Here is a 13139-nt window from a genome sequence, read left to right on the forward strand (position 1 = left end):
CTATCTTTTATCCCAACGTTTTTCTTAGTTTGGGTTTGCGATACTGTTACTAAAGTAAAAAGTAAAAAAAACCAACATATATTTTTATTATACAATTTCAACTTGATAGCATAAGTTTTTCATCCATAACTGTGTTTTTTTTGAATACTACTTTAAAATAGATAAAGCAGATAATTTTAGTAATTACCTGCTTGATTAACTGTATTTTGGTTAAATCTATTGCGAATGATTTTATTCTTTATAAATTTTAATAGTTTTTTGGTCTCCACTAATCTTAGAATATATACTTATCAAATACATCCCTTTAGGAAGATCTTCTATAGCAAAAGTCGATTTGACATCATCGGTTTTGGACTGAAATGACTTAAGAATTTTCCCCTCTAGGTTTATAACCTTAATAGAAAGTGATTCATTTTTTATATGCTCTATAAAAAATGAATTCGATATCGGGTTAGGATATATTTCTAAGGCCTCCATTGTTGTCTCTCCATTTCGGTTTTGACCACAAGGAAGGTTTCCAAAATCAAAATTCCCATTACAATATAACCATTCTGAAGAACCACATCCTGTTCTACTAGAATAATCTTCTGTTTGATACAAAGTATCACAAATTTTAATCCAATCGATATAGGCATTTAAGTCACAAGAACTATTATCATCATTTACAAAAGCTATCTTAATATTTTGACCTTCCTTATAATTGACATAACGATACACTTCTATATCATTAGTTAAAGTAAACTGAGCTACCGATTCATTGTCCAAAAGTATTTCTATTTGCTCGCCAGAGCAATTTCCTTTTGCTCCTACTTCTAAAACTTGAGTGACAGTATTTCCCGAAACGCAATCAATATTTGGCTTATTTAGGTTACCTAATCGATTGTTCCAATCTCCTCCAACCGAAGTTATATAGACCTGAAACTGATATTTACCTATTCCTAAAGGAGTGTTTTCTGGTATAAAAACCGGAATATCGATAGTTCCTAAGCCTTCCGAAACTCTAATCCTATTAGTTTTATAAACAGTATAAGGGCTAGAATCTAATTGAAAAACAATGGATATATCTCTATTCTCTTTTGCTTCATATGATACTGTGATATTTATTTCCTGCCCACCGACGACTTCATTAGGAACTAATGTAGAAACAATCATATCATCAAATGTATTTATTGTTCCTTGAAACTCCTTAGCTCCTATATCAATTGATCCTCCTATAATAGTTCCAAATCCTACATTAACGCCTCTATCGATAGCGGGACTATTAGATTGAAGATTCATATCCTGAACTGGAAAATTATTATTTTCGGTAGGAGTAAATAATTTTGCAGAAGCTCCATTGATATTAAACGGATTCGATGTAGTTGCTAGTAGGATAGTTTGTGATTCACTTAATGCTTGAATGTTTTTTAATTTTGGATTTACAATAAAATCATTAGAATTTATCGGCTCTGGATTACCAGTTATGTTCCAATGTATATTTTGATCATAGGTTATATTTTCGTCCTGATATCTAGATATTGTAGTTTTTGAATCATTAGAATTATATAAAATATTATTCTTTACACGGGCATTTTTAACTCTTCCTATCGATAATTGAGAATCTCCAACAGCAATCGGATATGCAGGATTAGATATGCGTGTACTTTGTGCATTATCAAATAAAGTATTGTTGTATACATCAACATTGTCACTAGAGAACACATTAATTCCTTGCCCTCCATTACCATAACAAATATTCCCTATTAATAGTGTTCTACTATTATATGGAACTCCGTTTTCTTTTTGATCTTGGATGTGATCATCAACAATGATTCCATTACCATCCGTAATTCTATTACCTCCACCAAGAAAACCTCTAAGATTCACATTATATCTAGAAACATTATTTTTATATATAATTCTATGATTTGGATATTCTGGAAAGCTGCTAACATCTAAATTTGCTGGTTGATATGACGAAATTCCGCTATTTCCATTCTGACTTCGAAACGCACAATGTTCTACTAAATTTCCTTCTATTAAAACGACTTCTGATCCACCAATAGCAATTCCATTTCCGGGAAAATCATGTACATAATTATTACGAATAATAATATGATGCGAGCCGTTATCTATTCCAATAGCTCTTCTTGCTCTCCAAAGCTCCAAACCAAAAGAGGGATTATCTATCATTCCTTTCACATCTTGATTAGCAGGAACAAATTCTAAGTTTTCTATAATTACATACGAAGACCCTAACATATCAATTCCTTTTACTGAAGCTGAAACTATTGTAGGTAATTTTCCTTGTGCATCAGGTATTCCGGAAAAAGTTATGTATTTTCCTTCGGATCCAGATATAGACATAAATATTTCGCTCCATGGACTATCATTCCCACCCGTATATATTCCTGATAGAATTCTTACAGTATCACCTTCATTTACAGAATTTACTGCTTTCTGAATTGATTTAAATGCTACATTTTGATCTAGTCCTGAGTTATTGTCATTCCCGTTTTGAGAACTCACATAATATGTTTTTTGTGCACTTGCAAAGAATCCAACCAACACACTTAACATTATTATTAATTTCATTTTTTTCATAATATTATTCTATAAACAATGGATATACTTACTGTAAAAAAGAAATATCAAGTACAATTACTTGATATTCCTTTTCAGTTTAATTAATGATTATCTATAAGGATTTTTTTGGTCTCTTTTGTTTTAGTAGTCAAGTCGTACAACTTTAGTATATACAAACCATTATTTAGGTGATTTGTTAAAATGATACTCGTATTAGATACATTATTTTCTTCATAGACCTTTTTACCTATCATATTATAAATTACTACTGTATATTGTTCAGAGCCTTTTATAGTAATCTTGCTATCAGTTACAGGGTTAGGATATATCTCAAAAGTGTTCTGAATACTCTCATCCGGAGTTTTATTATCACAACCAATAGCGCCGAAATCGAAATTACCATCACAAAATAACCACTCCGAATTTCCGCAACCTGTTCTGGAAGCAATATCTTCCGTTTGATATCTTGTAGCACATACTTTTATCCAATCTATATAAACATTTTTATCGCAATCGTTTATGTTGCCATCATTTATAAAAGCAACTTTTATATTCTCATTATTTTTATATCCTTCATAAGTATATACTGATATATTCGTGTTAAGAGACCATTCAGATACTTTTTTGTTGTCAATTAACAACTGAATTTTTTCGCTTCCACAGTTTCCTTTCGCTCCTATTTCAATAGTTCCTACTTGATTTGAATTAGCTCCGTTTCCAAAATTAATGTAACCATTACAGTGAATTGCTTGTGTAAAACTTCCTCCACCACAACTTACCTCCCAGGCACCTGTATTTTCTTCCCTAGATTCTGCCTGGATTCTTTCTCCATTGATTTCTAACCAATCGATTTCTACATCTCGCCCAGTATCATCATTGATAAAAGCGACTTTAAAGTTTCCTGAAGTCTCTGGAACTGACAAACTATAATTAGCAAAATTATTAGTAAGCGTTATAGCATTATCAATTCGCACATCATTATAGCGTACTTCAATTTTCGAATTATTAGTTCCTTTTGCTCTAACTATAATATTGTCCGGATTATCAACATTATCAATACAATCAATATTTACTTTAGAGATAGTATGTAATCTTTCATTCCAATCCCCACCTTGTGGTGCTATAAAAACTTGAAATTTGTAATCATTATCAGCTACAGGAGTATTTGCATCAATAGGAACTTCTAATTCTATAGTATCTGTCCCTTCTTGAACATTTGTTCTTTTTGATCCATAAACGGTATACGGGCTTCTGTTCAATTGAAAAACAATTACAAGATCTCTATTAGTACTCGAGGAATACTCTATTTCAACAAAAGCGTTTTCTCCTTTCGCAACTTGATCAGGAGTTATTAAAGACTTGATCATATCTTCATCAGTTCCTCCTGTATCATCACAAGATGATGGAGGTGTGTTTACAGTCCTAAAATGATCCCTGTTCCATTTCCCTTCTGCAGTAAGATCATTATTATAATTCCAATTACCATTTGGACTAGCCGATCTATTAAGGGATGAACTAATTTCGTTTTTATTACTTAATGACCACTTACAATAACTAATATCATTATTATCCATCCATTGTTCCCAACGGTTCCACTCGGCAGCATCTAGATTGTTATTAGGTCCATAATTAGTTCCAACTCTTCCACATTCAGTCATAAACAATGCTAAGCCTTTATTAATTGCATAATTACCCTTATCTCTCAATGATTGTTTATGCGCTCCGGCATATGCATGTATCGTATAGGCTATATTACTTACTGGTTTATTATTAATATCTACGGTCAAAGGATTGTCTGCTGCTATGTCTACTCGTTGCGAATAAAAAGGCGTCCCTACTACTATAATATTATTGGGGTCATTTGCTCTTATCTCCGCTATTACTTCTCTAGAATAACTTTTTATCTCGTTCCAAGTACCAACTGCATTTCCATAATCTCCAATAGGTTCATTCCAAATCTCATAGATAATATTAGGATATGCTCCATACTCCTTAGACATTTGCCTAAAAAAAGTTTTAGCTTGTTCTTTATAATTAGGATGGGCATGAAAATCTATTACCACATAAATCCCATGTTCAATAGCAGCATCTACAACTGATCTAACCTGATTTACAGAACCAACAGGATCATCTATATAATCTCCACCCCCTCCGCGAACACCCATAGCAGCTCTGACTATTTCTACTTTCCAATCATCCCTTAACCATTTTAATGCATTGCTATTCCAATATTCGCCTCCTTCCCATTGATGCCAGAAATAACTCATTCCTTTCAACTGAGTATTTCTATTACATTTATCCTTTATTTTCGTTCCCTCTACTCTTAATTGTCCGTGTCTTTCTACAATTGTTTGGGCTGACAACTGAAATATCGTGAATAGCATCATTACGATCATTAATAGGTTTGTTTTTCTCATAATAAAGATTGATTTGTGTTAGACCTCTAAAATAAAAGCTAAAACGATCGGTAGAAATGCTCAATTTGATGAACGACCATTCTCAATCAATGGTTGACCTCTATTAATTTGCAGTGCGTTTTTATTAAAAAAGAAAAGAATACTAAACCATTCCTTAGGAATATTTTTTAAGTATTGATTGAATTTGTGGTAAATAAGAATCTCCAAATAAATTAAGATGCACTAATAAATAGTATAATTGCCAAATTTCCATTCTTTTTTTCCAACCATCTATTAATGGGAAAATGTCATTATAAACCTCAAACAATTCGTGTTCAAAACCTCCAAAAAGATGCATCATTGAAATATCCATTTCTCTAGGAGCATAAGCCACTGCTGGATCTATTAAACAAGGAAAACCATTAATATCAATTATAAAATTACCACTCCACAGATCTCCATGTATTAAACTAGAAACTTCATCCGAAATTTCGTTTTCAATAGCAACATAAAAACTATCCAAACTCGAAAAAGAAAAACCTCTTTTAATAGCCATTTCGAATTGTGGTTGTAATCGCTGAGTTATATAAAACTCTGAAGCGGAAGAATATTTGGAGTTATATTGTGGTAAACTTCCAATGTAGTTATCACCTTCAAAACCAAAATAGGGTTTACTTTGCTTATGTAAATTTGCTAGTCGTTCACCGAATATTGACCAAAAATCTGGAGTTTTATTTCCAGACTTTATATATTCTAAAAGCAAAAAAGATACATCAGCATCTTTACCAAACAACAGCACCTCAGGTATTTTAAATATAGTAGCATCTATCAATTCTTGTAAGCCCCTTGCTTCTGCTTTAAACATTCCAGGAAATTTAGACACACTATTCACTTTAACCACCATTTCTCTATTATTTGTGGTTAAAGAAAATACTTCATTGATATCTCCGCCGGATAAAGATTTAGTAGAAATGATTCTCTCAGAAAGAAGATTTTCTAGATGTTTTATGAGTCTTTTTGACAACAAACCAAAAACTCTTACTTCTTATTATAGGTCAAATATGTAAATGCATATTCATGTCGCTCATCTGCACCATGAAGCTCTTTTTTATCAACAGTCCATTTCTCCATATCGATTTCTGGAAAAAAAGTATCTGCTTCGAATACCCCATGAACTCTTGTAAGTTCAATACAGTTAGAATATTCCATTCCAATATCATAAATCTCTCCACCACCAATAATAAAAGGCTGTGGATCATCTTTAGCTATTTTTAAAGCTTCTTCCATAGAATGAACTACAATAGCTCCTTCTGGCTTATAATTTTGATTTCTAGTTATTACAACATGTACACGATTTGGTAATGGTTTTGGAAATGATTCAAAAGTCTTTCGACCCATAATAATATGATGTCCAGTAGTTAATTGTTTAAAACGTTTAAAATCATCCGGTAAATGCCAAACCAGATCATTATCTTTTCCTAACGCATTGTTTTCTCCTGCCGCCGCAATCATTGTAATTATTTGGTCTTTCTTAGATACTACAGGCGCCTCAATAACTTTTGATTGTTGTTGTTTAATAAATTCTTCTTTCTTTTTAACCAATTCATCTTTTGGATACATCTGATCAACATCCTTCTGAATCAATGCTATTTCGGCTTTTTGTTTAGCAATCAATCGTTCCATCTGCTTACTTGTCCATTCCGTACCCATAAACTTGTGAAATAACCATACATTACAAAAGTGTAATACCAACAAAAATGCCCAACAAACTACGGCTATCAAACACCAGTCAATACCAAAAAAAGTAATCTCCTTACCAATTCCGACTAATAGGTTTAGAATAATCAAAAACACCGATCCAACTAAAAATACTATAAAATGCTGAAATAGTCTTTTCTTTTGAACAATCCGTTTACGAGCATGTTCATATAATTCGCGCTGTACAGGATCAATTTGTGGAGTTTCTTTTCTTTTTGAAAACATTTTAATAGTACCTTAGTAATGCTTGATTAATTATCAAAGTAAATATAAAGGTTTTACCAAAAAACCGTAAAATAACTTATGAAGAATTTAAAAAAAGAATTTCCCGTATTATCTCAAAACACATATCTTAACACGGCCTCCTCCGGCTTATTATATGATTCATTATTAGACTATAGACAGGAGCATGATCTCGATTTTCTCATTGGAGGAAGTATGTTTAGGGAACATCAAGAAAAACTTTTAAATTCAGTAAGGACATCAATTGGTTCGTTTTTAGGCTGCAAATCAGAAAATACTGTATTAACACCGAATTTTTCTTTAGGTTTTAATACCATATTAAACGGGTTAGAAAAAAATAAAAAAGTACTTCTTCTAGATGAAGATTATCCTTCTATAAACTTTTCTGTAATAAATAAAGGGTTTAATGTATGCTATGCTAAAGTGAACACCTCGTTAGAGGAAAATATCGAAAAAGCTATCGCTAAATATAACCCTACTGTTTTTGCTTTTAGCTTAGTACAATACATTAGCGGTGTAACAATAAATCTTGAATTCCTTAAGAAATTAAAACTAAAAAATCCTGATCTTTTAATAATTGCTGATGGCACACAGTTTTGCGGAACTAGAGTTTTTGATTTTGACACTTCAGGAATTGATATTCTTGGATGTAGTGGGTACAAATGGTTATTAGGAGGTTATGGCAACGGATTTTTATTATTTAAAGAAGGCATTCTTAATAAAACAACACCGGATACTTATAAAAAAGCTTCCTCAACTGCTAATTATGATCCTTCATACACAAATCTACAAGCAAGATATGAATGCGGACATTTGGACACCTATAACTTCGGAAGTTTACAGTTTTCTTTGGAATTTTTATCCAAAATTGGTCTTCCTAAAATTGAAGAAAACATACAAGAACTAAAAGAGTACACAAAAACAAAATTAGCCTCCTTAAACTTATTAGAAACTGATGTAATAGAGAGGAATGATCATAGCTCTATTTTTAATATAAAAGGAGATCAAAAATTATATAATACACTAAGGGAAAGAAATATAATCACCTCTCTAAGAGGAAATGGAATACGAATAAGTCTGCATTTTTATAATACTATCGAAGATATTGACACCCTATTAACCTACCTATAAAACCTTTTCATGACACGTGCATTATTTCTACACTAGTTGTAGAAATAGTATAAATAAATATTGGGTTAAAATATGTAATCAGCGATTCTCATTCAGGTTTTAAAAATGGTATGATTTTTTGAAGTAAATAAACAATTATTGCAGAACTGATTACCAACCACAAAGTTATAACAGATAACTACAAATTAGTACTAACCAAATATTGCTTTAATATATATAAATATACTAGCAAAGAAGTACCTTTCTTGTTATAACGATATAACCATATAGATTGCTCAATTTTCTTAAAACGTAACACAAAATATCATGAAAAAACTTAACTTATTACTCACCCCTTTATTTTTATGCATTGCTTTTTTAACTACTTCGCAAGAAGTACCGATATCTAATATCGAATCAAACGATATAATTGCTAAAGTTATAGGAAAAGAAGATAAAGTATTACACATGTCTGCTAATCTAGTAGTAGATGAACCAGAAGATTTATTTGTTTATATTGATAGAGCAAAAGCAGCTGGAGCGAATACTGTTCTATATTCTGATTCTAAATTAAATACGTATGGACTAGAAGGGACTGCAGGGTCTAGATGGGATGAGCGAATCCAAGTATTGGTTGATGGAATTAAAGAAAGAGGAATGAAATTACATTTCATCACTATTTCCATGGGATTTGCAGGTTCACTAATAGCATCTAACCCTAATTTAACTACTGGATATCCTATTGAAGAACAAGAATTAAAAGCTATAGATGGCGAACTTAGACCTATTAAATCTTCTAATCTAATTAATGGAGATTTTGAAGACTTTGATGGAAACAAAGTTCTGCAATGGAAATTTCAAGATGCAATCGGAGAACGAACTTTTATTGACACCAATATTAAAAAAAGCGGTAATGCTTCTTTTAGAGCAGAAGCTACTAACAATGAAGATTCTAGAATTTTTACAGTTTTTGATGTGAAACCATTTCATCAATACACATTAAAAGTTTGGATCAAGACCGAAAATCTAACTGCAAGAAACTTAGCAGCATTAATTAGAGATGAAAATAATAAGGACCGTACTTTAACAAATTTACATATATCTCTTCCAAATGATAACGGAGGTAGAAAATATTACAATAGTCCTAATAACTTAACTACAGAAGATTGGGAAGAAATACGTATTGGATTTAACAGTTTAAATGCTACTGAAGTTAATTTAGCATTAGCGGTCTTTGGAGGTCAACAAGGTACAATTTGGTGGGATGATTTAGAAATTATTGACTCTCCAACTCTTAACTGGTTAAATCGAGAAGATTTACCAACATCTCTAAAACATAATAATGGACAAACACTTACATTTGGAACTGATGTAGCTCCAATATCAGATGATCAACTTGGTGTTTCTGGATTTTCTGGAGCTTTCGACACGCAACATTTATCACCTAAAATACTCATTAGCAGTACTACAAATATAAAAGAAGGCGATATAGTAAAAATAAGCGGATATCACGGACTTCCTACCGCAAGTGGACAAGTATCCGCTTCTTGGAATCATCCCGAAATATATAGTAGAATGCGAAGAATTCATCAAAAACTAAGTAATGATTTTGAACCTGACGGCTTTTTATTGAATTATTCTGAAATAAGAACAGGAGGATGGGAACCTTTAGATACTCAAATCGGAAATTCTGGTGCTGCCTTATCAGCTAGTATCCAACGATCTTTTAAAGATCTTTTTGAAGTTGCGCCAGATGCAGCATATTATTTTTGGAGTGATATGATTGATCCAGAGCATAATGCCATTGCAGATTATTATCAAATTAATAATACCCTAGATCAGTCTTGGGTTAGCGTAGATCCAAATAAAGTTATACTTGCAACTTGGTGGGAAGGTCAAAAAATTATAGATAAAGGTACAAAATCGCTCAAGTTTTTCTCTGATCTAGGCTTTAAACAGATTGTAGGAGCATTTTACGATGCAGATGTTGAACTTAACTTTAATCAGTGGCAGACAGCAGCCCAAGATACAGAAAACATCATTGGATCTATTTATGCTACTTGGGTTAAACCTCGTAATTATACACAAATAGAAAATTTTGGTTCCCTTTGGTGGTCACAAAATCAAGCAAACGATGAAATCGTATCTATAGATGGTCCTGACACAATTTCTCCTGGTGGTACCGGAATAATAAATTTAGAGTATTCAGCATCGGTAACTAGAGATATTATTGTTTCCTTGCAACTTAATAGAGCTCCGTGGACTAACTATGGTGTTAAAATCACTACAGTTCCCGCAGGAACAAATAATATAGAAATTGAAGTTGTAGTAAATGAAGATATACCAATAGCGGATAACGATTATAAATGGTTATCCTATATAGTTCCAGAAAATGAAAATTGGAATAACCGTTTTGATGATCTTCAAGAAATTAATATTAGCGCTATAAATAATGACACAGAAATAGATATTAGTGGAACACTATGGAGATTAGAAAATAAAGCTACCAAGCAATGGATAAGAACTAGAGGATGTTCGAATGATTATAGTGAAATCACGCCATTAGTAATGACTTCAACCAATAATACTGGAAATTGCACAATCTTTGAATTCATACCAACAGATGAAGGATATTACTATCTACAAAACAAAGGAACAAATGGAAGATATCGTCCAAAAAATTGTAGTAATACTGCCAATGATTCTATCGAAATAGTTCAGGTAAGCTCAGCTTCTTTTGGCTGGTGCGAGCAATGGAAATTAATAGAAACGGATGAAGAAGGGTATTTTAGAATCCAAAATAGACAAACAAACAACTGGATAAGATCCAAAGGTTGTTCCGCTAATATTGACGAATCTATTGCAATCACACAGGTATCACAGGGCTACACAGGCAACTGTACCAAATGGAAACTAATTGATACTAGTAATAATCAAATTAACAGAGATTTTATAGACACTAATATAGATGATATAAAGCTATTCCCAAATCCGGCCAATAGCGAAATATCCATTCAAAAATCTACAAGTAATACAAACGAAATTGTAGCTATTAATATTTATGACTTACAAGGAAGAAAACAACTAACGGTTGATTCTCAAAAACTCATAAGTAATGGAAACAATATTGAGGTATCACATTTAACCACTGGTATGTATATATTATCAGTTGACTATCATAAAAAAGAAACTCAGAATTTACAATTCATGATAAGTCATTAATATTTTTCTCTAAGTTTATGTAATGGTTTAACTTCTAAGAATTACTGTAGAATTATAATACTAGTTTAGGTTAAAGATACTACATCGTTATCGTTAATATTTAATTGTTAATTGTTCATTAAATTATTGAAAATCCGAGAGTTTACACTTTTATTTTTTAATGTTTTGTGGTAATTTCCCTTAAATTTTATTAACCAAGAATTAATTTTAAACTAAAATTATGGCAATAACCAAACAATACTTAAAGTCAAAACCTATCTGTAAAGTTACTTTTTCTGTTCCGGCAAAAGAAGCAACTAATGTTTGTGTGGCTGGAGAATTTAATGAATGGAATACTGAAGCAACGGTATTGAAAAAGTTAAAAAATGGTACATTTAAGGGGACTTTAGATCTTCCGAAAGATCAAAAGTTCGAATTTAAATATGTGGTAGATGGTCAATGGACCAATGAAACTGAAGCAGATGGATATCAATGGAACGATTTTGCTGCTGCAGAAAATAGTTTATTGGTTCTTTAACTAATATAATTTTAATTGGGGTTGTAGTTATTATTCTACAACCTCAATACCTTTCCAAAATGCAACGTAACCTTTTATTTGCTTAGCAAGGTCACTTGTTTCTGGATAAAACCATGCCGCATCTGTATTTTCCTTGCCATTTACAGTTACTGTATAATAAGATGCAACTCCTTTCCAAGGACAGTTGGTATGCGTTTCACTTGATTTAAAAAACTCCTTTTTAATAGCTTCAGGAGGAAAATAATGATTATTTTCAATCACTTTGGTATCATTGCTTTCTGCAATTATTTTATTATTCCATATTGCTTTCATAACTATTTTATATGCTTTTTTTTAGATCTAAATTATCTATTCTGATTTCTTGAACACATAATTCTTATAATATTTATTTTCATCTGTAAACGATTTACTTATCTCTAATCCAGATTCTTCTGCAAGCCATTTTACTGTATCATCATCATACTTCTGAGAAATCTCTGTATGAATACTTTCCCAAGCTTCAAAGTGAACCTGTATCGATAAACAATCAATATCAACTGTTTGCTTTTTAGTACTTACTAGATAACTTTTAGCGGTTCCGCTTTCTGGATCATACACTTCCCAATGAGTAAATGCATCCAAATCAAAATTACCTCCTAGCTCTTTATTGATTCTAGCCAAAACATTCTTATTGAACGCGGCCGTTACACCAGATTTGTCGTTATAAGCATCTAAAACTTTCTGAGGATGCTTCTTTTGATCGAATCCCATAAAAATAAGATCATCAGGATGCATGACAGCGTTTAATTTTTTCAAAAACTGAATCGCTCTAGGATGTAAAAGATTACCAATATTAGAGCCCAATACCATAATAACTTTTTTACGATCACTAATATGCTGCAATCTATCTAACACTTCAAAATATTCTCCTATCTGACCTTGTACACTAAGACTAGGTAACTCTTGTTCTAGATTAGAAACCAAACCATCAATTGCATTTTTACTAATATCTATGGGATGATACGTAACAGGATATTCTTTTTCGAGCAGTTCTCTTAATAAAACTTTTGTTTTCTTTCCATCGCCCGCACCAAGTTCTACCAGATCAAATCCTTCTTTATCAGAATCAAAACTTTTTAAAATATCGGCCTTATGTAACTGAAAAATATTAAACTCTGCATTAGTTAAATAATACTCTGGCAAGTCCATAATCTGCTGAAACAACTTATCACCTAATTCGTCATAAAAAAATTTGGAAGATAAATATTTAGGAAAAGCTGTTAGTCCTTCGTTTACTTCTTTGCCGAAAGCACAAAGCAATACATTTTGATCTTTAGAATTCATGTAAT

At 31.8% G+C, this 13139-nt stretch carries 9 protein-coding genes; 3 read left to right on the top strand and 6 right to left on the bottom strand.

The features are described 5' to 3' along the window. Positions 1–231: 231 nt before the first annotated feature. From J8L88_RS09680 to J8L88_RS09695, 4 genes are all read right to left on the bottom strand, one after another. Entirely contained in the window at positions 232–2574 is a 2343-nt protein-coding gene (locus J8L88_RS09680; RefSeq protein WP_211060638.1) for a T9SS type A sorting domain-containing protein, read from the bottom strand. A 92-nt stretch (positions 2575–2666) separates the two neighbouring features. Next, complete coding sequence (locus J8L88_RS09685; protein ID WP_211060639.1) at positions 2667–4982, bottom strand: cellulase family glycosylhydrolase; 2316 nt, start codon at positions 4980–4982, stop codon at positions 2667–2669. A 154-nt stretch (positions 4983–5136) separates the two neighbouring features. After that, positions 5137–5985 carry a fructosamine kinase family protein gene (locus J8L88_RS09690; RefSeq protein WP_247666452.1) on the bottom strand — a complete coding sequence of 283 codons (849 nt, stop codon included), beginning with the start codon at positions 5983–5985 and terminating at the stop codon, positions 5137–5139. 14 nt (positions 5986–5999) lie between these two features. Further along, positions 6000–6944, bottom strand: coding sequence for a dihydrofolate reductase (locus J8L88_RS09695; RefSeq protein WP_118389049.1), 945 nt, complete (start codon positions 6942–6944; stop codon positions 6000–6002). A 78-nt stretch (positions 6945–7022) separates the two neighbouring features. Here J8L88_RS09695 and J8L88_RS09700 point away from each other — a divergent pair, with 78 nt between their 5' ends. From J8L88_RS09700 to J8L88_RS09710, 3 genes are all read left to right on the top strand, one after another. Beyond that, positions 7023–8093, top strand: coding sequence for an aminotransferase class V-fold PLP-dependent enzyme (locus J8L88_RS09700; RefSeq protein WP_118389048.1), 1071 nt, complete (start codon positions 7023–7025; stop codon positions 8091–8093). 306 nt (positions 8094–8399) lie between these two features. Beyond that, on the top strand, positions 8400–11294 hold the full coding sequence (locus J8L88_RS09705; protein WP_211060641.1) for a T9SS type A sorting domain-containing protein: 2895 nt from the start codon (positions 8400–8402) through the stop codon (positions 11292–11294). Positions 11295–11514: 220 nt separating this feature from the next. After that, positions 11515–11811, top strand: coding sequence for an isoamylase early set domain-containing protein (locus J8L88_RS09710; RefSeq protein ID WP_027393025.1), 297 nt, complete (start codon positions 11515–11517; stop codon positions 11809–11811). Positions 11812–11841: 30 nt separating this feature from the next. Here J8L88_RS09710 and J8L88_RS09715 read toward each other — a convergent pair whose 3' ends face one another. After that, the gene (locus J8L88_RS09715; RefSeq protein ID WP_027393024.1) at positions 11842–12123 is read right to left on the bottom strand and encodes a DUF427 domain-containing protein; all 282 of its coding nucleotides are present in this window, start codon (positions 12121–12123) and stop codon (positions 11842–11844) included. Between the two features lie 36 nt (positions 12124–12159). Beyond that, on the bottom strand, positions 12160–13134 hold the full coding sequence (gene egtD, locus J8L88_RS09720) for an L-histidine N(alpha)-methyltransferase (protein WP_027393023.1): 975 nt from the start codon (positions 13132–13134) through the stop codon (positions 12160–12162). Positions 13135–13139 lie beyond the last annotated feature (5 nt).

This window comes from Aquimarina sp. MMG015, assembly GCF_018100855.1.
Classification (GTDB): Bacteria; Bacteroidota; Bacteroidia; order Flavobacteriales; family Flavobacteriaceae; genus Aquimarina; species Aquimarina latercula.

Bases quoted from the DNA above. Each gene is read 5' to 3' on its own strand.
- J8L88_RS09680 (WP_211060638.1), bottom strand. From the start codon at position 2,574: ATGAAATTAATAATAATGTTAAGTGTGTTGGTTGGATTCTTTGCAAGT.
- J8L88_RS09685 (WP_211060639.1), bottom strand. From the start codon at position 4,982: ATGAGAAAAACAAACCTATTAATGATCGTAATGATGCTATTCACGATA.
- J8L88_RS09695 (WP_118389049.1), bottom strand. From the start codon at position 6,944: ATGTTTTCAAAAAGAAAAGAAACTCCACAAATTGATCCTGTACAGCGC.
- J8L88_RS09700 (WP_118389048.1), top strand. From the start codon at position 7,023: ATGAAGAATTTAAAAAAAGAATTTCCCGTATTATCTCAAAACACATAT.
- J8L88_RS09705 (WP_211060641.1), top strand. From the start codon at position 8,400: ATGAAAAAACTTAACTTATTACTCACCCCTTTATTTTTATGCATTGCT.
- J8L88_RS09710 (WP_027393025.1), top strand. From the start codon at position 11,515: ATGGCAATAACCAAACAATACTTAAAGTCAAAACCTATCTGTAAAGTT.
- J8L88_RS09715 (WP_027393024.1), bottom strand. From the start codon at position 12,123: ATGAAAGCAATATGGAATAATAAAATAATTGCAGAAAGCAATGATACC.
- egtD (WP_027393023.1), bottom strand. From the start codon at position 13,134: ATGAATTCTAAAGATCAAAATGTATTGCTTTGTGCTTTCGGCAAAGAA.